Source organism: Nocardioides alcanivorans (genome assembly GCF_021555175.1).
Taxonomy (GTDB): domain Bacteria; phylum Actinomycetota; class Actinomycetes; order Propionibacteriales; family Nocardioidaceae; genus Nocardioides; species Nocardioides alcanivorans.
Genome location: NZ_JAKGRW010000009.1, coordinates 77,688 through 98,251, shown reverse-complemented (window position 1 = coordinate 98,251; position 20,564 = coordinate 77,688). Strand labels below are relative to the sequence as shown.

Annotated in this window: 26 protein-coding genes and 1 pseudogene; 10 read left to right on the top strand and 17 right to left on the bottom strand. The window is 69.2% G+C overall.

Going from position 1 to position 20,564, the window contains the following annotated elements:
- The first annotated feature begins 61 nt into the window (after nucleotides 1-61).
- Complete coding sequence (locus L1066_RS05190) at nucleotides 62-901, top strand: class I SAM-dependent methyltransferase (RefSeq protein ID WP_235735295.1); 840 nt, start codon at nucleotides 62-64, stop codon at nucleotides 899-901.
- A gap of 27 nt (nucleotides 902-928) precedes the next feature.
- Here L1066_RS05190 and L1066_RS05185 read toward each other — a convergent pair whose 3' ends face one another.
- The 5 genes from L1066_RS05185 to L1066_RS05165 form a co-directional block, all read right to left on the bottom strand.
- Nucleotides 929-1,933, bottom strand: coding sequence for a zinc-dependent alcohol dehydrogenase (locus L1066_RS05185; protein ID WP_235735294.1), 1,005 nt, complete (start codon nucleotides 1,931-1,933; stop codon nucleotides 929-931).
- Between the two features lie 105 nt (nucleotides 1,934-2,038).
- Nucleotides 2,039-2,410 (bottom strand): fluoride efflux transporter CrcB, encoded by a 372-nt coding sequence (gene crcB, locus L1066_RS05180; protein ID WP_235735293.1) that lies wholly within the window; start codon nucleotides 2,408-2,410, stop codon nucleotides 2,039-2,041.
- Nucleotides 2,407-2,880: a fluoride efflux transporter FluC gene (locus L1066_RS05175; RefSeq protein WP_235735292.1), complete on the bottom strand. Its 474-nt coding sequence runs from the start codon at nucleotides 2,878-2,880 to the stop codon at nucleotides 2,407-2,409. Before L1066_RS05175 ends, crcB begins: the two co-directional genes overlap by 4 nt.
- A gap of 180 nt (nucleotides 2,881-3,060) precedes the next feature.
- The gene (locus L1066_RS05170; RefSeq protein ID WP_235735291.1) at nucleotides 3,061-3,558 is read right to left on the bottom strand and encodes a MarR family winged helix-turn-helix transcriptional regulator; all 498 of its coding nucleotides are present in this window, start codon (nucleotides 3,556-3,558) and stop codon (nucleotides 3,061-3,063) included.
- A 42-nt stretch (nucleotides 3,559-3,600) separates the two neighbouring features.
- Nucleotides 3,601-4,893 carry an MFS transporter gene (locus L1066_RS05165; protein ID WP_235735290.1) on the bottom strand — a complete coding sequence of 431 codons (1,293 nt, stop codon included), beginning with the start codon at nucleotides 4,891-4,893 and terminating at the stop codon, nucleotides 3,601-3,603.
- 194 nt (nucleotides 4,894-5,087) lie between these two features.
- Here L1066_RS05165 and L1066_RS27510 point away from each other — a divergent pair, with 194 nt between their 5' ends.
- From L1066_RS27510 to L1066_RS05145, 4 genes are all read left to right on the top strand, one after another.
- A complete protein-coding gene (locus L1066_RS27510; RefSeq protein WP_235735289.1) occupies nucleotides 5,088-5,753 on the top strand; it encodes a pentapeptide repeat-containing protein in 666 nt (221 codons plus the stop codon).
- Between the two features lie 104 nt (nucleotides 5,754-5,857).
- Nucleotides 5,858-6,238: an MmcQ/YjbR family DNA-binding protein gene (locus tag L1066_RS05155; protein ID WP_235735288.1), complete on the top strand. Its 381-nt coding sequence runs from the start codon at nucleotides 5,858-5,860 to the stop codon at nucleotides 6,236-6,238.
- A 104-nt stretch (nucleotides 6,239-6,342) separates the two neighbouring features.
- Entirely contained in the window at nucleotides 6,343-6,801 is a 459-nt protein-coding gene (locus L1066_RS05150) for a hypothetical protein (protein WP_235735287.1), read from the top strand.
- Complete coding sequence (locus L1066_RS05145; protein WP_235735286.1) at nucleotides 6,759-6,971, top strand: PaaI family thioesterase; 213 nt, start codon at nucleotides 6,759-6,761, stop codon at nucleotides 6,969-6,971. Before L1066_RS05150 ends, L1066_RS05145 begins: the two co-directional genes overlap by 43 nt.
- 13 nt (nucleotides 6,972-6,984) lie before the next feature.
- Here the strand turns inward: L1066_RS05145 and L1066_RS05140 are convergent, their stop codons facing one another.
- The 9 genes from L1066_RS05140 to L1066_RS05100 form a co-directional block, all read right to left on the bottom strand.
- Entirely contained in the window at nucleotides 6,985-7,368 is a 384-nt protein-coding gene (locus L1066_RS05140) for a VOC family protein (protein ID WP_235735285.1), read from the bottom strand.
- Nucleotides 7,369-7,415: 47 nt separating this feature from the next.
- Nucleotides 7,416-8,027, bottom strand: coding sequence for a dihydrofolate reductase family protein (locus L1066_RS05135; protein ID WP_235735284.1), 612 nt, complete (start codon nucleotides 8,025-8,027; stop codon nucleotides 7,416-7,418).
- Nucleotides 8,028-8,118: 91 nt separating this feature from the next.
- Nucleotides 8,119-9,684: a peptide chain release factor 3 gene (locus L1066_RS05130; protein ID WP_235735283.1), complete on the bottom strand. Its 1,566-nt coding sequence runs from the start codon at nucleotides 9,682-9,684 to the stop codon at nucleotides 8,119-8,121.
- An 80-nt stretch (nucleotides 9,685-9,764) separates the two neighbouring features.
- Entirely contained in the window at nucleotides 9,765-10,181 is a 417-nt protein-coding gene (locus L1066_RS05125) for a VOC family protein (protein ID WP_235735282.1), read from the bottom strand.
- Nucleotides 10,178-10,837, bottom strand: a complete 660-nt coding sequence (locus L1066_RS05120) for an FMN-binding negative transcriptional regulator (protein ID WP_312007110.1) — start codon at nucleotides 10,835-10,837, stop codon at nucleotides 10,178-10,180. Before L1066_RS05120 ends, L1066_RS05125 begins: the two co-directional genes overlap by 4 nt.
- 72 nt (nucleotides 10,838-10,909) lie before the next feature.
- On the bottom strand, nucleotides 10,910-11,335 hold the full coding sequence (locus L1066_RS05115; protein WP_235735280.1) for an HIT family protein: 426 nt from the start codon (nucleotides 11,333-11,335) through the stop codon (nucleotides 10,910-10,912).
- A 39-nt stretch (nucleotides 11,336-11,374) separates the two neighbouring features.
- Nucleotides 11,375-12,094 (bottom strand): YoaK family protein, encoded by a 720-nt coding sequence (locus L1066_RS05110; RefSeq protein ID WP_235735279.1) that lies wholly within the window; start codon nucleotides 12,092-12,094, stop codon nucleotides 11,375-11,377.
- Nucleotides 12,095-12,272: 178 nt separating this feature from the next.
- Nucleotides 12,273-14,189 carry an FtsX-like permease family protein gene (locus L1066_RS05105; RefSeq protein ID WP_235735278.1) on the bottom strand — a complete coding sequence of 639 codons (1,917 nt, stop codon included), beginning with the start codon at nucleotides 14,187-14,189 and terminating at the stop codon, nucleotides 12,273-12,275.
- Nucleotides 14,186-14,971 (bottom strand): ABC transporter ATP-binding protein, encoded by a 786-nt coding sequence (locus L1066_RS05100; RefSeq protein WP_235735277.1) that lies wholly within the window; start codon nucleotides 14,969-14,971, stop codon nucleotides 14,186-14,188. Before L1066_RS05100 ends, L1066_RS05105 begins: the two co-directional genes overlap by 4 nt.
- A 109-nt stretch (nucleotides 14,972-15,080) precedes the next feature.
- Here L1066_RS05100 and L1066_RS05095 point away from each other — a divergent pair, with 109 nt between their 5' ends.
- Both L1066_RS05095 and L1066_RS05090 read left to right on the top strand, forming a co-directional pair.
- Nucleotides 15,081-16,280 carry a sensor histidine kinase gene (locus L1066_RS05095; RefSeq protein WP_235735276.1) on the top strand — a complete coding sequence of 400 codons (1,200 nt, stop codon included), beginning with the start codon at nucleotides 15,081-15,083 and terminating at the stop codon, nucleotides 16,278-16,280.
- An 82-nt stretch (nucleotides 16,281-16,362) separates the two neighbouring features.
- Nucleotides 16,363-17,019: a response regulator transcription factor gene (locus tag L1066_RS05090; protein ID WP_235735275.1), complete on the top strand. Its 657-nt coding sequence runs from the start codon at nucleotides 16,363-16,365 to the stop codon at nucleotides 17,017-17,019.
- Nucleotides 17,020-17,040: 21 nt separating this feature from the next.
- Here L1066_RS05090 and L1066_RS05085 read toward each other — a convergent pair whose 3' ends face one another.
- Both L1066_RS05085 and L1066_RS05080 read right to left on the bottom strand, forming a co-directional pair.
- Nucleotides 17,041-17,922 (bottom strand): RNA polymerase sigma-70 factor, encoded by an 882-nt coding sequence (locus L1066_RS05085; RefSeq protein WP_235735274.1) that lies wholly within the window; start codon nucleotides 17,920-17,922, stop codon nucleotides 17,041-17,043.
- Complete coding sequence (locus L1066_RS05080) at nucleotides 17,919-18,512, bottom strand: carboxymuconolactone decarboxylase family protein (protein WP_235735273.1); 594 nt, start codon at nucleotides 18,510-18,512, stop codon at nucleotides 17,919-17,921. The genes L1066_RS05085 and L1066_RS05080 overlap by 4 nt, the downstream gene beginning before the upstream one ends.
- Nucleotides 18,513-18,612: 100 nt before the next feature.
- Here L1066_RS05080 and L1066_RS28400 point away from each other — a divergent pair.
- From L1066_RS28400 to L1066_RS05070, 3 genes and pseudogenes are all read left to right on the top strand, one after another.
- Nucleotides 18,613-18,897 (top strand): annotated as a pseudogene (locus L1066_RS28400) (helix-turn-helix domain-containing protein); the annotation flags it as partial.
- Between the two features lie 128 nt (nucleotides 18,898-19,025).
- Nucleotides 19,026-19,619, top strand: a complete 594-nt coding sequence (locus tag L1066_RS05075; RefSeq protein WP_235735272.1) for a hypothetical protein — start codon at nucleotides 19,026-19,028, stop codon at nucleotides 19,617-19,619.
- The gene (locus L1066_RS05070) at nucleotides 19,616-20,164 is read left to right on the top strand and encodes a dihydrofolate reductase family protein (protein ID WP_235735271.1); all 549 of its coding nucleotides are present in this window, start codon (nucleotides 19,616-19,618) and stop codon (nucleotides 20,162-20,164) included. The genes L1066_RS05075 and L1066_RS05070 overlap by 4 nt, the downstream gene beginning before the upstream one ends.
- 10 nt (nucleotides 20,165-20,174) lie before the next feature.
- Here the strand turns inward: L1066_RS05070 and L1066_RS05065 are convergent, their stop codons facing one another.
- Nucleotides 20,175-20,564, bottom strand: coding sequence for a VOC family protein (locus L1066_RS05065; protein WP_235735270.1), 390 nt, complete (start codon nucleotides 20,562-20,564; stop codon nucleotides 20,175-20,177).

Here is a 20,564-nt window from a genome sequence, read left to right as displayed (position 1 = left end):
ACGCCACCCTCACCGGCGCCCGGCTACCTTCGAGCCAACGATCGACGACGAGGAGTGATCCATGGCGAGCGACAACACCGAGGGCCAGAAGACCTGGACCGACCGCGCCTGCGCCTGGGTTGCCAACGACGAGTTGTTCGACCATCTCTTCGCACCCGTGACCGCGGCGGTCCTGGCGGCAGCCGACATCCGCGACGGCGAGAGCGTGCTCGACGTGGGATGCGGGTCCGGAACGCTCCTCGAGGCCGCTGTCGCGAAGGGTGCCTCGGCCACCGGGGTGGACATCTCTGGACCGATGGTCGAAGCCGCACGGATCCGGGTGCCGACCGCGAGCGCGACCGAGGCAGACGCACAGACAGCCGATCTGCTCGCCCTGCCCGGGGCGCTGTTCGACGTCGTCATGTCACGCTTCGGGGTGATGTTCTTCGCAGACCCGATCACTGCGTTCGCCAACCTCCGGGCGGCCGCGCCGGACGGACGGCTGGCCTTCGCCTGTTGGCGATCGAGGGACGAGAACCCGATGTTCAGCCAGGGCATCGACCTGCTCAACGCAGAGCTCGTCGCGCCACCAGCGCCCACTCCTCCCGGTGAGCCCGGACCGACGTCACTCAGCGATCCGGACCGTCTCGACGACGTACTCTCGCGGGCTGGTTGGCGCAACGTCGACCTGCAACCGCTCGACTTCGTCTGCGACTACGGCTCCCTGCACGGCACCGACGGCGTCGAGGAGCGGCTGTCGATCATCCTCAGCACCGGCGGCCGGGACGCCCGCGAAGAACTCGAGCCGCGGCTCGGCCCTGCGGGCTGGCAGTCATTGCTCGACCGGGTCCGTGGCACGCTTCGGCCGGCGAGCGGGAGCCTCACCCATCCTGCGGCCGTCTGGCTCGTCACCGCCGACTGACTGGGCACCGACGACACCGCGTTGGGCTCAACCTGCGGGATCGAGCACGGCCATCGTCTTGCCTGAGGTCCGCAGACCGGCCGGATCGGCCATCGCCGCCGCCACCTCCTCGAGGCTCAGCAGATCGGTGAGCATCGGCCGGAGGTCGCGTCGGGCCAAGAGATCGAGGCCGGCATCGAAGCGTTCCGGGTACTCGAAGGCACCGCGGATCTCCAGCTCCTTCATCATCACGAGCAGCATGCTCACCGGCACGTCCTCGAGGTGCACGGAGGCCATCGAGATCCGGGCCCGCGGCGCGGCGTGCCCGATGATCTCGGCGAGCATCGAGGGCTGACCCGACGCCTCGACGTACCCCTGCGTCAACGGCGTCCGCGCCTCCGGATGCATCCCGTGGAGCTCGGCCAACGTGCCCCACAGCGCGGGGTCGCTCGGGTCGAGTGCGGCCTCGGCGCCGAGCTCCAGCGCGATGGCGCGTCGCGTCGCGCCCGGCTCGACGACCACGACCGAGGTGATGCCGGCGTCGAGCAGCGCCGCCAGGGCAGCCAGCCCGACCGGCCCGGCACCGATCACGGCAACCTTCGCCCCAACAGGCAGTTCGAGGCGCTCAGCCGCGTTGATGCCGACCGCAACGGGCTCGGCAAGGGCGGCGTAGGTGAGGTCCATGTCGGCCGGAACATGCAGGATTCGGCCGTCGTCGGCGTCGCGCACCGGCAGCAGCTCGGCCAGCCCTCCCGCCGGTGCACCGTTGCCGGTCCGCCCGGTCCGGTCGTCCCCCGGATGCACGACCACGCGGTCCCCCACGGCAACGGTGCGTACGTCGGCACCCGCCTCCACGACGACGCCCGACATCTCGTGGCCCAGCGCCATCGGTGCGCCCCGGTGGTGCGACGCGCCCCCGCGTTTCACGTAGGAGAGGTCGCTGCCGCAGATCCCGCAGGCCTGCACCCGCACGATCACGTCGCGCGGACCCGCCACGGGTTCGGGCACGTCATCGACCGAAACGGTCCCGTCGCAGATCCTGATGGCTCGCATGGCCGCACGGTGCCATCGTCGAGGGCGCAGCAGAAGGGGCGGTGCCGTCCTGCAGGAGGCGCCGAGCTGACGTCTCGACGCGCTGGAGGTGTTGTTCTCGACGGGTCAGAGGCGAGAGCCGAGGGCATGGGCGAGCGTCACCGCAGTCAGGCAGGCGGCCAACGACAGCACGACGTTGAGCACGGCCTGCCGACGCGCGCCGGACTCATGGAGTCGCCACGTCTCGAAGGAGAAGGTGCTGAAGGTGGTCAACGCGCCGCAGAAGCCGACCCCGATGCCCAGCACCACCTCGCGGGGTACGTCGTGGCCGACGGCGAGGCCGGCCACCAGTCCCAGCACGGCGCTGCCGATGACGTTCACCGTCAACGTGCCCCATGGCATCGGCGTCTGGCGGCGCGCCTGCACCGCGCGGTCGAGGAGGTAGCGCGTAGGTGCCCCGAAGAACGCACCCAGGGCAACGAAGAGCACCCCGCTCACGGCGCCTCCACCCCGAGCAACCGCCGCACACCCGACCAGCCGGCGTACGCAGCACCGACACCGAGGAGCACGCTCACCGCGAGATAGCCGACCGCGACCGCGGGGTGGCCGTCACCCACCAGCTCATGGCCCTCCAGAGCGTAGGTGGAGAAAGTGGTGAAACCGCCGAGCAGCCCGGTGCCCAGCAGGGGCCGCGTCAGCGGATGGACGGTCCGCGTGAACACCCATGCCATGAGCGCACCGAGGGCGCCCGAGCCGACGACGTTGATCGTGAACGTCGCCCAGGGGAACCCTCCGGCGGCGGTCGGCCAGGATTCCTCGAGTCCGTGGCGGGCAAGTGCACCGACCATGCCGCCGAGCGCAACGACGGCCAGCACCCGCCAGAGGTTGCCACTCTCGGCACGTTGGTCGGGGACGCTGAGGTCGACGTCTGGGTCGACACCGGTGATCGGCCGAGGATCGTCTGTCATGGACTTGCTCCTACCTGGCAGGAAATGTGCGAGGTAGGGACTGTTGGCAACGCGTGCGTTGCGGTTGTCGGCGAGCCCCACCGCCATCGCGGTCCACCCTAGTGGGTGGCCACCGAAAGTACGTAGCGGACCCGTGCTCCGGGTGCTCGACAACGCCGTGAGATGCGGCGGACCACCGCGTCAGCGGGGACGGGGCCAGGGTCGCCCTTCACGGGACTCGACCGCTGCGTTGAAGCGGTGCAGCAGTCGCGCGAGCGCGGTGATGTCGTCACCCGACCAGCCGGCAAGGATCTCGCGCAACCCGCGGTGCTTGATGTCGCGGTCCTGCGTCAGCAACTCGGCGCCCTCAGGGGTGAGCTCGAACTTGCGCGCGATGCCGCCCTCCGGGTCGGGGATCCGCCGGATGAGCCCCTTGCGCATCATCGCGGCCGTTTGCCGATTGAGGGTGGAGGCGTCGAGAGCGAACGCGGCGCTCATCTGCGGGATCGACAACGGACCCTCGATCTCGATGCGACTCATCAAGGTGTAGGCACTGCGCTCGAGCTTGAGCACGGTCTCAGTGTTCCCCGGCGACATGTGGCGTCCCAGGAGCATCCCCTCGAACTCGATGCCGTGCAGCGCCGACTCGATCGCGGGGGCAACTTCTCCGACTGCATGGCCCCAGTGTATCAGGCACAACTTGTGTATCAGGCAATGAATGTGCAGGACACACTGTCGAGATCAACGGGCCCCAGCACTGACCTCGGGCAACGAGCGGCCGAGTACCGCACCGACCGTACCCAGCACCGCCAGCAGCACGAGCGCCGCCTCGTTGCCCCACAGGGCCAAGGCACCCGTCATCGCGCCGGCAGCCAGCAGCAGCACCCCCATGGCGGTGTTGGCGACCGCGACGTATTCCGTGCGCCGGTCACCCTCTGCCACGTCGACGACGTACGTCTTGCGGGCCACCCTGGTGCCCAGGTGCACGAGCGCCAGCAGCAGGTACGTCGCCGGGTAGAGCCATTCGGACTCCTTGACGGGCGGCACCAGCAGCAGGAGCAGGAAGGCGGCGATCACGACCGAGGCGCCGAGGGAGCACCAGACCATGAGCAGCCTGGAGGACTTGTCGGCGAGACGTCCGAAGACCCGGCCGCCGAGCAGCTGCGCCACGCCCTGCGCGATCACGTAGAGCCCGAGGCCCGAGAGCACGTCGCCGCCGTTGGCCACGCCGAGTGCGACGACGAAGGGCGGGCTCAACGCCGAGACCAGCAGCAGCGACCGCACCCACACGAAACGACGGAAGGTGTCGTCGTCGCGCAACAGGTGCCAGGTGGCGCGCACCCAGCCCTCGTCCTGGTCGGGGTCGAGTGTCTCGCCCTCGGGTTCGCGCACGGTGGCGAAGACGAGCAGCGCCAGGATCCACGCCACCGCCGAGCCGAGCAGGAGCACCGCCACCACCGTTGCGTCGGCCTCCACCCAGAGCTCCAGCACCAGCCCCAAGACGAGGGCAAAGGCACCGGCCAGCACCGTGACGATCCCGTTGATCTGTCCGCGCTGGCCCTTCGGGACGGTGCGGCCGAGCACGTCCTTGCTCGCCAGCGAGCACAGTGCTCGACCAAGGGCGAAGACGGTCAACGCTCCCAGAACCACCAGCCCAGCGGTCCAGCCCTCCCAGCTCAGTGCGGCCAGCGCCATCACCGCGGTGGCGACGGCCTGGGCTGCGCCGCCGGCGACCCACGCCCACTTGCGGGCGCGCAGGCGTCGTACCCACGGAGTCAGTGCTGCCTGCGGCAGCATCGAGCCGGCCTCACGGATCGGCACGAGGAAGGCGAGGAGGACGCCGGGAGCTCCGACCGCGCTCATCAACCAGGGCAGGACCGTCTTGGCATTGACCACCTCGTCGCCGATGCCCTGGAGTGCCTGCGCCCCGATCTCCCGGGTGCCGTTCGCCTCGATGTGGGCGCGGGCCTCCGCAGCGAGGTGCTCCTCCTCGTGCTCGCCCTCGGCGTGCACGAGCCTCGAGTAGAGGGTCACGGCTCCTCCTCGTTCTCCGACCGGCCTCAGCATGGCACCTGCCTGCGGCGGAGGAGCACCACTTGTGTCCCCAAGTTGCCGTTCTTGCGTGCCGAACCGAGTCGTCCCCCGCTGCCTCCCCGCGCCCCGGCCGCGACGCGCATCGGCAAGACTGACGCTCGTCCATCACCACCCAGTCGAGGAGCTCCAACCCAGTGGCCACCCCCAGCCGGATCCAGGCACCCCAGATCGACCGCATCCAGCTCGGAGAGCTGCGTGACGGCGACCCGGACGACCTGGAGCGCAACACCGACCTGGAGGGCGTGCAGTACGACGGCATCCGCGATGGTGAGCTCGACCTCGGTGGCGGGAGCCTGATCTCGCAGTGTTCCTTCCGCGACCTGGTCGTCGACGAGCTGGGACTCGCCTCGTCCCGGATCCGCGAGACCCGTTTCGACCGGGTGGCCACCTCCGTCCTCAAGATGGCGCGCACCAACCTGATGGACGTCGAGTTCTCCGGCGGCCGCCTCGGCGCCATCGAGGCCTATGACCTGCGCTGCAAGGCGGTGCACTTCAACGGGGTGAAGATCAACTATCTCAACCTGCGCGGCGCCGAGCTGGTGGACGTGCTCTTCACGGACTGCATCATCGATGACCTCGACCTCAGCCAGACCAAGGCGATGCGAGTGCGCCTCACGGGCACCCGCATCGGCAACCTCAACGTGCGCGACTCGAAACTGACCAACGTCGACCTCCGCGGCGCCCGGATCGAGACCGTCACCGGACCCTTCGCGCTTGCCGGCGCCGTACTCTCCAGCCAGCAGGTCGTCGACCTCGCGCCCGCGATGGCACGCGAGGTCGGCATCATCGTCGCCGACTGATCGGGTACGCCGCCCCACCGTTTGCGCGACCTCGGCCGCGATCCGCGCGACCTCGGCCACCGTGGGGGCGCTCTCGGCAGGTCGGGGTGTGGCATCGTCGTTCCATGGCGGTGGTTGATGACGTCCGACACCTCGGGTCGGCCCTGGAACGCTCCTACGAGGTCCACGTCCGCGGCTGCCTGAAGTTCCGGGTCAAGCAGATCGTCTACGTGGCGTTCTCCCTCGACGAGTCCGTGATGGGCTTCGCCTTCCCGAAGGAGGAGCGGGAGGGGCTCGTCGGCGGTGACCCGGCAAAGTTCCTGCTGCCGTCGGCGTCCGACCTGCGCTTCAACTGGGTCCACGCCGACCTCGCCGCACTCGATCCGGTCGAGGCACGCGAACTCGTCGTCGAAGCCTGGCGCATGGTCGTCCCACAGAAGCTCTCGCGGGCCTACGACCTCGCTCCGTTCGACCTCACCCAGCCAGGCCCTCGCCGCGAGCAGTGAGGCGGGACGGCCCCAAGGCCGGGAGCCGTCAGCCCCAGTGCAGCCACGATCTGCGACCATGCAGGCGAACATCACCCAGCAGCGGTGGGCACAGGGGAGAACGCATGGCAGACGGACAGGCGGCAACGACAGGGACGCGAGAGCTCCCGGAGTGGGCCGTGGGCAACACCCACCGCGGAGGTCCGCACTTCGGCGATCTCGTCGAGCAGATCCGCTCGGTGATGGACGCAGCGCGCCAGGTCGACGCCGACGACGACCTCACCCGCGAGCTGATCGAGGACCTCGGCAAGATCACCGCCCGCATGGAGGCCGCCAGCGTCTCCGTCGAGCAGGCGCCGGCCGACTCCCGCAAGGACCTGCCGTCGCGAGGAAATGTCTCACTGCCGCCCATCACGGTTCGCGAACTCGGCCCTGAGGGCGTCGTGGTCGAGACGACCTTCCGCCCCTTCCACATGGGTCGGGGGCTGCCCACGGCGGCATGGTCTCGTTGCTGTTCGACGAGATCTCCGGCTACGCAACCATGGAACGTGCCACCCGTGGCTTCCCCCGCACGGCCTACTTGAAGGTCGACTACCGGTCACTCACGCCGGTGGGTCGCACCCTGCGCGCCCGGGTGTGGGTGGACCGGATCGAAGGGCGCAAGCTCTTCGCCCGGGGGACCCTCCACGACGGTGACAGGTTGTGCGCGGAGATGGACGGCCTCTTCATCGAGGTCATCGACCCTCAGGGCTGACCGACAGGACAGGTCACGAGCTCGGCGGGCAGAGGCAGAACGGATGCCCGTCGGGATCGATCATGACCCGCCACATGTCGCCGCCCGGCTGCTCCTCGGCCTGTGATGCCCCCAGCGCGAGCGCATGCGCGACACCAGCGGGCAGGTCGGCGACCCGGAAGTCGAGGTGGAACTGCTGCGGGTGCTCCTGGCCGGGCCACTCGGGGCGCGCGTAGTCGGTGGCGGTCTGGAAGTTGAGGGTCGCCGTGCCGTACTGCGTCTGGGCATATCCGTGTTCGGGGTATTCCCCGGTGACCTCGCCGCCGGTCAGGTCGGCATAGAAGTGGGCGAGCCTGATGGCGTCGGAGCTGTCGATGGTGAAGGCGATCAACTCGGTGACGGGATTGGTGGTGGTCATGCCGACCACTGTGCCGCAAACCTCCGACGGACCGCGAGGGCCCGCACTCACCCCGCAGCCATCTCCCCCGTCTCGGGCGTGCCCTCGGCGCGGCCGTAACGCAGGTGGACGGTGCCGCGCCGGCCTGCCTGCGGCGGCTGGAGGAGGGTGAGATTCATTGGCACCTCACCACCGTCGAAGATCGACTTGCCGACGCCCAGGACCACCGGGTGGAGCCAGAGGTCGAGACGGTCGAAGAGCGACTCGTGGAGCAGCGTCTGCACCAGGTTCAGGCTGCCGACGACCTTGATGCGTCGGTGCCGCTCCTTGATCTCGCGCACCGAGTCGACCAGATCGGCCCCCAGCTGCTCGGACCCTGTCCACGAGAGGTCGGGCCGGCCCCGAGAAGCGACGTACTTCGGCACCCGGTTGAAGAGGTCGGCGAAGTCGCCTTCCTGGTGCGGCCAGTAGGCGGAGAAGATCTCGTGGGTCCGTCGTCCGAGCAGCAACGCGTCGGTGCCCTCGTACGCCGCGGCGACCTGATCGCCGAAGGCCTCGTCGACCAAGGGCGCCTGCCAGCCGCCGAAGGGGAATCCGATCGGATCCTCGTCAGGCCCGCCGGGCGCCTGCCCGATGAGGTCGAGGGTTGCGAACAGCTCGAGGTCGATGAGTCCGGTCATGGCGTGGCTCCCTGGTTGTCGTGGTCACCTGTGTGGACCTGCCGGGGAGCCAGGACTCATCGCACCACGCGGTGGACCGTCGACCCGCTGCTCAGCTCCCGCCCGCCGGCAGCGCTTCGAGCTTGATGTCCGGGTTGTCGCGAGCCGTGGCGTTGGCGCGCCACTGGTCGGTGAAGATCGCCAGGTGGGTGCCGTCGGAGCGCTGCAGGACCTCACAACCACGCTTGCCGGAGAGCGCCGAGGCACCAGCGGCATCAGTGACGCGAGCGACCTGGTAGTCGAGGCGGGAGAGCCGGATCGGAGAGTTGAACTCGTTGGTCATCCGCTCCTGGACCACCTCGAACTGCATCGGTCCGACTGCCGCCAGCACCGGGCTCTGGTCGCCGCGGAGGTCGGAGCGCAGCACCTGCACGACGCCTTCCTGGTCGAGCTGCTCGATGCCGCGGCGGAACTGCTTGTAGCGTCCGATGTCGGCGGCAGTCGCGGTCATGAAGTGCTCGGGTGCGAAGGTCGGCACGGGCGGGAACTCGATCTTGTCGCCGACATAGACGGTGTCCCCGACCCGCAACGCCTGGGCGTTGACGAAACCGACGATGTCGCCCGGGTAGGCATGCTCGATGGAGGAGACGTCACGGCCGAAGACCGCCTGCGCATACTTCGTGGCAAACGGCTTGCCGGTCGACGCGTGGGTGACGACCATGCCGCGGTCGAACTGGCCCGAGACGATCCGGGCATAGGCAAGACGGTCACGGTGTGCCGAGTTCATCCCGGACTGGACCTTGAAGACGAAGGCGCTGAACTCGTCGTCGGGGTGCCGCGGCGATCCGTCGACGCCCTCGACGGTCCCGGGCGCCGGCGCCAGGTCGAGCAGCAGGTCGAGCAGTTGGGCCACACCGAAGTTCTGCAGGGCGCTGGCGAACATGACCGGCGTGGTCACGCCGGCCAGGAACTTCGCCTGATCATGGTCGGCACCGTCCGCGGCGAGCAGCTCGTGCTCCTCGACGGCATCGGCCCACACCGCGGCGTCGACCTCCTCCACCTCGTCGGCGGACATCCGTCGCTCGGGCGCGCGGGACGCACCACCCGCCGTACGCGTGTACTTCACGAACTCGCCGCTACGGCGGTCGAGGACGCCGCGGAAGTCGCCGGCCTCGCCGACGGGCCAGGTCAACGGGGTCGGGCGCAGCTTGATCTTCTGCTCGATCAGGTCCATCAGCTCGAGCGCGGTGAGGCCCGGCCGGTCCCACTTGTTGATGACCGTGACGACCGGGATGCCGCGCAGGGCGCAGACCTGGAAGAGCTTGAGCGTCTGCGGTTCGAGTCCCTTGCCCGCGTCGACCAGCATCACCGCGGAGTCGACGGCCGAGAGCACCCGGTAGGTGTCTTCCGAGAAGTCGCTGTGACCCGGAGTGTCGACGAGGTTGATGACGTGGTCGCGATAGACGAACTGCAGCGCGGCCGAGGTGATCGAGATGCCGCGCGCCTTCTCCATCTCCATCCAGTCCGAGACCGTGGCGCGACGGTTGCCCTTGCCATGGACGGCGCCCGCCTCGGTGATCACCCGGGCATGTAGGGCGAGGGCCTCGGTGAGGGTGGACTTGCCGGCGTCGGGGTGGCTGATGACGGCGAAGGTACGGCGGGGGCGCTTGTCTGACACTGCACGAACCTACGCCGAGTGGGCCGGGAGCCGGAAAATCACGCAGCCACCGTCGCGACGACGGCGGCCGAGTCACCAGCTCACAGGTCGAACTCCCCGGGCGCGAGGCTGCGGAGCACGCAGAACTCGTTGCCCTCCGGATCTGCCATCACGACCCACGACTCGGCGCCGGTCTGCCCGACGTCCACTCGCTGCGCACCGAGGGCCTCGAGCCGGGCGACCTCCTCGGCCTGGGTGCAGTCGATCGGGGAGAGATCGAGGTGCACTCGGTTCTTGACCGTCTTGGCTTCGGGCACCAACGCGAAGAAGATCGAAGGAGCGAGGGGCTCCCGGCGTACGGCGTCCAGCAGCTCCGCGTTCGAGCCCCGACCAGGTCCGATCTCGACCAGGTCGGCGGAGGCCTCGAGCTCGGAGTAGCCCAGCGCCGCGCACCAGAAGGCGGCGAGCCGGGCCGGGTCCGCGCAGTCGATGTTGATCTCGGTGAGTCGGGAGGTCATGCCTGCGCCGCCGGGGTCCGCTCGAGGTCTCGAGCCATCGCGTCGGCCATGGCCTGCTCCCGGCCACCACCCGCGCGCAGTCCGGCGATGACGTTGCACCTGTCCTCGTCGGTCCGGTTCTGGCTGCGCTTGGCCTTGGCAGTCACGGACTCGATCACGAACTCGATGCCCACGATCGCCTTCGCCTGCTGGGCGACGAAGGTCTCCGGTGCATCGGTGACCGCCCAAGGGGTCGGGCGATCGCGCTCGTTGAGGTCGGTCAGATCGCTGATCGCCCGGTGCAGCCACGCCTCGTCGCGGCGTACGGTCGCCCGGCCCCGGAACTGGACGGCCGAGTAGTTCCAGGTGGGTACGACGCGGCCGTGCTCGGTCTTCGCTGCATACCACTCCGGACTGATGTAGGCCTCCGGCCCGGTGACGACCGCCAACGCGGGCGAACCGTCCGCGATCTGCCGCCAGTGGTCGTTGGCCAGCGCCATGTGGAAGATCAGCCGCTCCCCGTCCCAGATGACCGGGAGCCGAGTTGCCCGCGGAAAGCCGTCGGCACCGACGGTGACGAGCTCGGCGGCGCCGACCTGCTCGACGAGCGGTCGCACCTCGCGCTCGTCCATCATGTTGAACCGGGGGTGTACACGATTTCCAGCCTGCCACGTCACCAAGTCGCGGGCCAGGGACAGCGGAAGCTTGCTGCTCGTATGTGGCACCGAACAGCCGCCATCCCTCGAGAATCACCCCAGCGCTGCAACGACCTTCGCGCCGGTGGCGGCAATGGCCTCGGCATCACCGGGCGTCGGCACCCACGGCAGACCGAGGCGGTCACGCGACTTGTCGACGTAGCGCGGGATCACGTGCAGATGGAAGTGGAAGACCGTCTGCCACGCGTCGGCGCCACAGCAGTTGAGCAGGTTGACCCCGTCTGCGCCGAGTGCCGGCACCGCAGCCTTCGCGATCCGCTGCGCCGCGAGAGTGACCGCGGCGAGGTCGTCGGCAGGGATCTCCATCAGGTCCTTGCTGTGCCGCTTGGGAACCACGAGGAGGTGGCCGTCGGAGCCGGGGTTGATGTCCATGAAGGCGTACGTCGTCTCGTCCTCCGCCACCTTCACGCTCGGGACGGTGCCGGCAACGATGCCGCAGAACAGGCACTGATCAGTCATGCCCTGCACTGTAGGGGTGCTTCCGTCCGACGGACCGGATCACCCTCGCGAGTGGAGTTCCCCGACGACCGTGACGGCGGCGATGAGCACGCCGGCAAGCAGCAGTCCGAGCCCGAGGTGCGCCTGGAGGGCGAGGGCACCAGCTGCTGCGCCCAGCAGGATCAGGGCAATGGCGAGCACTCGGCGAGCAGTGCCGCCAGGCCGGTGGGCACCGACTCGTGAGTCGGCGGCGAGTCCGGTGATCGTGCTGGTGACGACCACGGTCGTGACGTCCTTGACCGCGATGTGCCGCGCCACGGCTGCCTGCATGCCCATGGCTGCTGCAGCCAACGTCGTGGTGGTCACCATCACCGGCTGCTCGGGATGGTTGCCCGCGACCAGCAGCACCGCCCCCAGCCCGAACATGACCAGGGCGACCAGGCCCAGCAGCACCGCGGTGACCCGACTCCACCCGGTCATCGCCGTGCGCTGCGCCCTTCCGGCGATCGCAGCTCCGACCATGAAGCCGAGCAGCGCCAACGCCGGCCCGAGCACCGGCAGGCCGGTGTCGCCGACCAGGGCCATGCCGAGGATGACCACGTTGCCGGTCATGTTGCCCGTGAAGACCTTGTCCAGCCCCAGGTAGCCGACGGCATCGTTGATGCCGGTCGTGAACGTCAGCACCAACATCAGCCAGAGGTGCATCCGGCTCGCAGGAACGGCCCGCAGCCTGTCCCTGCGCGTGGGCGCCGCTCCGGTCTCCGCGGTGGGTGCGGTCATCGGCCATCTCCTGTCGTCACGCGTGGCGTCGGTTCCTCGCGTGGAATTGTCTCCCGCACCGGGCGAGCCACGACCACGGGATGCGGGAACGCGGTGCGGCGCCGACGCCGTTCGTTGGAGTGAACCTGCTGCCTTTCGGCTTGATCGGAGCAGTTTCACTCCATCGAAGGGGACCGGTTCACCCCGTGGCCGCGTTGGCCGGCGAGGCCTGCCGGAGCATGGAGCGTGCCGGGAGGACGGCGGCGACGATCGGGATCACCACGCATGCCACGAGGATCGCGCCCAGGCTCACCCACGGGATGGTCAGCGGTACGTCGTCCAACCCTGCGGTCATCGGGATCCTCAGCAGCACCCCCACCGTGACCGTGGTGATGGCCCCCAGCGTCAGTGCCACCCCGGCGACCAACCCGGCTTCGGTGACCACGAGGCGGCGCACCTGCTCTTCCGTCGCGCCGATGAGACGCGTGGCGATGAACTCGTGCCGCCGCTGCCGGCTGCCCATCAGGAGCGTGTTTGCGATGGCAATCGCGGCATAGACCGCGGCCGGACCCAACACCAGGATGACGCTCAGCTGGTTGTTGGCGCGGGTGTCCTCGTCCCGGTCGGCCACCCACGTCGCCGCCGGCACCGCTTCCCCGGTCGTCAACTCACCAGCGAGGTCGTCGACGAGGTCAGCAGCAGGCACCCCTGTCGTCGGCACCACGAACCACGTGTCCGACGGTTCGCCGCCGTGCTCCGCAGCGAGCGCCCGCGGCATCAGGAACGTCTGCTGCAGGTTGTTGGCGTCCTCGACCTCCGCGACCACCCTCAGCCGCATCCGGCTGCCGTCCGCGAAGCGCACCCGGACCTTGTCACCCAGGTGGATCCCGTAGTCCCATGCGTAGGAGCGGGCGATCGCCATGGTCCGACCCGTCAGGTCGCCGAGATCACCCTTGTGCACCCGCGTGCCACGAGCAGCCGCGGCCACGGCCGGGTCGATGCCCTCGAAGGTCTCCTCCATCGAGTCGTCCGTCCGCTCGATCGTCACCTGCAGCAGCAGGCCGTTGTCAGCCGCCTCGACGTCGGGCCGGGCCTCGATCGTGCGAGCGTCCCGCGCGTCCGCACCGGTCACCACGACGGGCGCCTCGAGCTGCTGCCTGGTCACCCCGTTGTCCCAGTCGGCCGCAAATGAGAGCGACAGGATGAGACTGCCCGCGATGGCGGAGATCGCCAGGATCGGCGCGGCCAGCGACGTCGTACGACGCGGCAGTGCCAGCAGGTTCTGGCGCGCCAGGTCGACCAGCACGTGTCGCCGCATCCCGAGCGTCAGCAGCCGCACCAGCTGGGGGATCAGCACCGGCCCCAGGCAGACGAGTCCGATCACGATCAGCTCAGGCACGAAGATCGCCAGCACCATGGCGAGCTCCGGGCTGCCCGCGCGAACTCCGATCAGCATGGCACCGGAGCCGACCAGGCAGAGCACCCCGGTCAGGGCCCGTCCCCAGCCGATGCGGCCACGCTCGACGGCCGCGTCACGCATCGCTTGGATCGGGGCGACCTTCGCCGCGCGCTTGCCCGCCGCTCGGGCGCCGAGGAGGGCGACCGCGAGTCCGATGCCGGACGCGATAGCCAAGGGAGCCCACGGAGACACGATCGGGATCCCCTCAGGGGCCAACCCACGTTGGTGCATCACCCACAAGACGATCGGCGCGAGCAGCCACCCCAGCGCGCTCCCGACCACGGAGGCGACCACGCCGACCACCAGCGACTCGCCAAGGATCATGCGCCGCACCTGCTTCGGCGTTGCACCGACGAGGCGCAGCAGCCCCAGCTCACGCTGCCGGGCATTGACCGCGAAACCGAACGTGCTCGCGACGATGAAGATCGCCATGAAGCCGGAGAAGGTCGAGACCACCCCGAGCATCGCCATCAGGTCGTCCAGGGCGACGAGCAGATCGGTGTCGGCCGGGTCCACGGTCGTGGAGAAGGCCTCCACCGACCAGATCAGGATTGCGCTGAGGGCCAGCAGCGCCACCCCCAGGGCGAGCGCAACGAAGGAACCGGCGAAGAGCGGCCAGTTGCGACGTACGTTCTTGTGACTCAGCTGGAGCATCATCGTTCGAGCTCGCTCATGTGAGCCGCGATCTGCGCTGCGTCCGCACCGATCAGGTTGCCCACGATCAGGCCGTCCTCGAGGAAGAGCACCGAGTCCGCGTACGCCGCCGCCACCGGATCGTGGGTGACCATCACGACGGTGAGCCCGTCGTTGTCGACGGTCGAGCGCATCAACTCCAGTACCTGGCGACCGGTGCTCCGGTCGAGTGCGCCGGTGGGTTCGTCGGCGAAGACCACGTCGGGCCGTGCCACCAGGGCCCGCGCAATCGAGACCCGTTGCTGCTGACCGCCAGAGAGCTCGGACGGGCGACGGTGGTACTGCGAGGCGAGCCCCACCCGGTCCAGCGCATGACGCACCATCGACCGGCTCACGGTGTTGCCGGCCAACCGCAACGGGAGCGCCACGTTGTCGTGCGCACTCAGCGCCGGCAGCAGGTTGTAGGCCTGGAAGACGAAGCCCATCGTGTCGCGACGCAGCTCGGTGAGCTGCACCTCGGAGAGCCCGCCGAGGTCGACGCCGCCGACCCGTACCCGACCCGAGGTGGGGACGTCGAGCCCGGCCGCGCACTGCAGGAGCGTCGACTTGCCCGACCCCGACGGACCCATGATCGCGGTGAAGGAGTGCGCGGCGAAGGTGTGCGTCACCCCACGCAGCGCGTGGACCTCACCCGCGCGCGACGAGTAGGTGCGGGTGACGTTGTCCAGCACGACGGCGTGGTCGACGCCGCTCGAGCGGAGGGTCTGAGCGAGATCGGCTCGCGGCTGGCGGGTTCGCATCTTCATGTCACCCAGCCAATCGTCGTCCGAGCCTGGACACGATGGCCTGGCCGAGAGTCCTGGGGTAGCGCCTGCGCTACCGACAAGCCGCGGCGCACGGCCTAGGGTCGTGCCCATGGAACGACCCTCGACCGCAGGCGCCGCGCCGACTGCCTGGGGAGCGCTGGCCGGCAACCCGCTGAGGTTCCTGACCTCGTCCTGGCCGTTCCGTTCGTGGCTCTACCTCGCCGGGTCCTCGCTGGTCGGTCTGCTCACCTTCGTCGCGTTCCTCGCGCTCGCGCTGACCGGCATCGTGACCAGCATCGTCTTGATCGGCATCTTCCTGCTCGCCTCGATTCCGCTGCTCTTCATGGCCGTCGGCGACCTCGAACGTCGCCGGCTCACGGTCATGTCACCGGGCCAGCCGCCCCTCCCGAGCCCGCATCCGCGACTTCACGCACCGGGCCCGCGCGCCTGGTTGCGGCAGCGTCGCAAGGAGTCGATCCCTGGCCGCGAGCTGGGTTACGGCGTGATCCTCGCGGTTCTCCTGTGGTGGGTCGACATCGTGGTGGCCGTCAACGCCGTGCTCCTTCTCTCCCTCATGGCGTTGGCTCCGCTGTTGGCCCACTACGAGGAGTTCGTGGTGCTCGGATGGAGCGCCGACTCCCCGTTGGAGGCGGTGCCGGTCGGCATCGTCGGGTTCTTCGCCTTCTACGTCTTCTTCGCGTACGTCGCCACCGCACTCGCCGCAGCCCAGGTCGCCCTCGCGCGGATCCTGCTGGGCGCCAGCGACAAGCAGTTGGAGCAACGGATCACGGAGCTGCGTCGCTCCCGACTCGACCTGGTCGACGCCTTCGAGACCGAACGCAGACGGATCGAGCGGCACCTCCACGACGGGGTCCAGCAGCGGCTGGTCGCCCTGACGATGACGCTGGGACGTGCCGAGCTCGACGTACCCGAGGGGCCCGGACTGGACCTGGTGCGCCAGGCGCACGGTGAGGCCGAGGCGGCGCTCTCCGACCTGCGTGAGGCGGTTCGCGGGATCCACCCGCGGGTGCTGATCGATCACGGCATCGAGGCGGCGGTGCACGAGGTCGCCGACCGGATGCCGATCCCCGTGGCCGTCGACATCACGCTGTCCGAGCGCCTGCCGGCTCCGATCGAGGCGGCGGCCTACTTCGTCGTCAGCGAGGCGATCACCAACGTGGCACGCCACGCCGAGGCGTCGTCGAGCCGGATCACCGGCTGGGTGCACGAGGGCAACCTGGTCATCACCGTGACCGACGACGGAGTGGGGGCGCGAGCATCGGCGCCGGCTCCGGACTTGCCGGGCTGATCACGCGCCTCGACGCGCTGGGTGGAAGGCTGGAGGTCGACAGTCCCCTCGGTGGTCCGACCCGGATCAGGATGGAGTGCCCGTGCCGGATCGATCCCTGAGAGTGGTGATCGCCGAAGATCTCGCCCTGCTGCGGGAGGGCCTGGTCGGCATCGTCGAACGGGGTGGCCACGAGGTGCTCGCGGCCGTCGACACCGCGGAGGCCCTCGTCACCTGGGTCCACAACGACCCTCCCGACGTGGTGATCACCGACGTACGCATGCCGCCCGGTCTCTCCGACGAGGGGTTGCGTGCGGCGGCCACGATCCGCGAGCAGCACCCTGGGGTAGGCATCCTGGTGTTGTCGCAGTACGTCGCCGACGCCTACCTCACCTCGCTGCTCGAAGCGCCCGGCCCCGGCGGCACCGGATACCTGCTCAAGGACCGGGTCGGCCACGTGCGCGAGTTCCTCGAGAGCATCGATCGGGTGGCCAGCGGCGGGATGGCGATCGACCCTGAGGTCGTGCGACAGCTGCTCGGCCGGCGCCGCGACGACGGTCCACTCTCCGCACTCACCGAGCGGGAGCGCGAGGTGCTGGCGCTGATGGCCGAGGGACTGACCAACGGCTCCATCGCTGCCCAACTGGTGGTCAGCGAAGCGGCGGTCCGCAAGCACGTCGGCAACATCTTCGCCAAGCTCGACCTCGAGCAGGGCACCGACCGACGGGTCTCGGCCGTGTTGACCTATCTGCGCGGTTGACCCGCTCCCCGACGTCGGGGCTCAGCGCGAGACCTCGACCTCCCGCACGATCCGCGAGAGCTTCTCCGGATTGCGCACGGCATAGATCCCGCTGACCAGTCCGTCGTCGACCCTCAGCGAGATGATCCCGTCCAGCTCCCCGTCGAGCCTGATGAGCAGCGCGGGCCAGCCGTTGACGAGCACGCTCTCCACCTCCAGCGCCGCGCCGAAGCCTCCGAGCGTGGCCAGGCCCGCGCGGAGCAGGCGCGACACCTTGTCGACCCCGCTGACCGGGTTGGGAATCGCCTGCTTGATGCCACCGCCGTCGCCGACGATGACCACGTCGGGCGCCAGGATGTCGAGCAGTTCCTGGAACTCACCAGTGTCGAGCGCCCGCTGGAACGCCGACAACGCGCTCTCGGCGTCGGCTCGCGACGTGACGCCCTGCGGCCTCCGCTCGGCGACGTGGGTCCGGGCCCGGTGCGCGATCTGCCGCACGGCCGCGGGTGTCTTGTCGACCGCGGTGGCCAGTTCCTCGTAGTCGAAGCCGAACACGTCATGCAGCACGAAGACCGCGCGTTGCGTCGGAGTGAGGGTGTCGAGCACGAGCAGCATCGCCATCGAGAGGCTGTCGGCGAGGTCGACGTCGTCGGCCACGTCGGGGCTGGTCAGCAGGGGTTCCGGCAACCATTGGCCGACGTAGTCCTCCCGGCGCCGAGAGAGGGTGCGGATCTGGTCGAGGGCAGCGCGCGTCACGACGCGCACCAGGTAGGCACGCGGGTCGGCGATCTCCGACTGGTCGACACGGGACCACTTCAACCAGGTCTCCTGGACGACGTCCTCGGCGTCGGCCGCCGATCCCAGCATCTCGTAGGCGACGGTGAAGAGCAGCCCCCGATGGGTGACGAACGGATCGGCTGTCACGGGGCAGGCACCTCCTGGCGGGTCGGGGTGGCGAGCGGCTGCAGACCACAGGCTTCGGCGTACTCCGCGGACCGGATGCCCATCGCCACGTTGCCGCGGGCGGTCATGTTCATCATGCCCACCTTGGCAGTCAGTTCCACGAGTCCGGCCGCACCGATGTCCTCGAGCAGTGCTGCCGACATCGCCTCCGTGACGGTCGGCGGGGTCTGGCACATCGCTGCGGCGTACTCCATCACCCGTCGCTCCACCGCAGTGAACACGTCGGACTCGCGCCACCGGGGCACCTGCTGTGCCTTCTCCTCATCGAGGCCCTTGTCGTGCGCCATGAAGTAGTGGAGGTCCAAGCAGAAACTGCAACCGATCTCCGCTGCCGCTGCCATCGCGGCGAGCGTGCCCAGGCTGCGGTCGAGCTCGTGCCACTTCTCGGTCCTGGCACCGAACTTCATGGTGTCCATGAAGACGGCCCTGTGGTTCCACATGACTTCAGCGCCCTCGGGCACCGAACCGACCTTCTTCTTCATTGCGAACTTCAGCACCGCCCCGAGGACACCGTCGAGCTGTTTGCGGGGGATGCGGGTCGTGCCTGTCATCTTCTTCTCCTGTCGTTGGTGACTCGACATGAAGACGCCGGCCGGCAAGGTCCTGTGACACCCCGCCGAGGACTTCTGCCGGGATCGAGCAAGAACGGTCATGCGCCAGACCCCGCCGAGGGTCGATGCTGGTGTCATGCCCGTTGGTCCACCCACGCCCGATCCGTGGCGGCGCCTGCTCGACGCCGTGCTCGACGCCGACCACCAGAGCCTCGACGACATGGCGAACGGTGCCCACACCTCGCCGTTCCACTTCACCCGTCAGGTGCGCGCCCGATCAGGGGAATCGCCTGTCGCCATGCGGCGACGGGTGACCCTCGAACGTGCCGGATGGCTGCTGCAGCGCGGCATGTCGGTCACCGATTGTGCCTTCGACTCCGGCTATGAATCGGTCGAGGGGTTCTCGCGCGCCTTCACCCGCGCCTACGGCCACCCGCCGACCGCGATGCCCCCGCCGGCGAGCGCGGCCACTGGCTCCCTGCCCCCAACGGACTCCACTTCCACTCCCCCACGGTGCTGTACGTCGACTCCGGCGGTGCCGAGGAGCAGTCGGCCGGCGACGTGCTCGCCCTGCTGGTGCGCCATGACCTCGATGACGTGCGCTCGCTGCTCAGTGCCGCGACGGGACTCACGGACGCCGACTACCGCAAGCAACGCCTGCCTGACCACGTGGTGCTCGAGTGGCACGGGCCGGAGGAGTCGATTGCCGACGTCCTCACCACGCTGGTGCGCAGCAAGCTTCCGTGGCTGGCGACGATCGAGGGCAGCACTGCTCCGGCGACGGACGCACCCGACGACGTCGCGCACTTGGCCCTCGAGCACGACGAGATCGCGGCCCGCTGGCTCGCGATGATCCGCGGCGTCGAACGGCGCGGAGCCTGGGCAGACCTGGTCATCGACGCCTTGTGCGAACCGCCGGAGTCGTTCCTGATGTCGCAGATCGTGGCCCACGAGCTGACCTTCTCGGCCCACCGCCGGCAGCTGATGCGCTGGATGCTCAACGATGCCGGCGTCGTACGGACGACCGCGCTCGACCCCGACCCGATCATGTGGCACCGCGCCACGTGGCAACCCCCGACGCCGACCAACAGGGATGGAGAGCCATGACCCGTTTCCGCTTCTACACCGCGACCACCCTCGACGGCTTCATCGCCGACGAGCACGACAGCCTCGACTGGCTGCTCGACCAGCCGATCGACGAGAGTGGTGCGCTCAACTACACCGACTTCATCGGCGACATCGGCGCCCTCGTCATGGGCGCCACCACCTATCAGTGGGTGCTCGACCACAACGAGTCGACAGGTGAGTCGTGGAGCTACACCCAACCCACATGGGTGTTCACCCACCGCGACCTCGCTCCGGTGACGGACGACGTGCGGATAGTCTCCGGCAGCCCGACCGACTTCCGGCAGGAACTCGTCGATGCCGCGGGCAAGAAGGACGTGTGGATCGTCGGCGGCGGCGACCTGGCTGCCCAGTTCGCCGCCGCCGGGATGCTCGACGAGGTGATCGTGTCGATCGCACCGGTGACGCTCGGCGCTGGCCGCCCGCTGTTCACGAAGGCATACGACCTGGAGCTGCGCGAGTTCGACCGCAACAAGGCATTCCTTTGCGCGCGCTACGACGTGGTGGGCCCGCGCCCCACGCGGTGAGCCCATCCGGTCACTGCGGCATCTCGACCCACTGCACCAGTTGCCAGACCAGTCCGTTGTCGTCGGCGAACTGGCAGTAGCGCTCACCCCAGGGCTCCGTCTCCGGCTCCGTGACGACCGTGGCGCCACCGCCGGCGATGCGGGCGAACTCGACGTCCAGGTCGTCGACGACGAAGGCGATCAGCATGCCCTGACCGGCCGGGCCAGCGATCTCCTGCGGCTTGAACGTCGACAGCCCGGTCCGCAGGAAGACGACGTTGATGCCCGCGGTCGGGTGCTCGAGGGAGACGAAGCCGTCGGCCGACATCGTCTCCGTGAACCCGAAGTGTGTCGTGGCGAAGCGTGCGGAGGCGTCGACGTCAGCGACGTTGAGCGAGAGGGCGGTGGACGTGACCTGCAT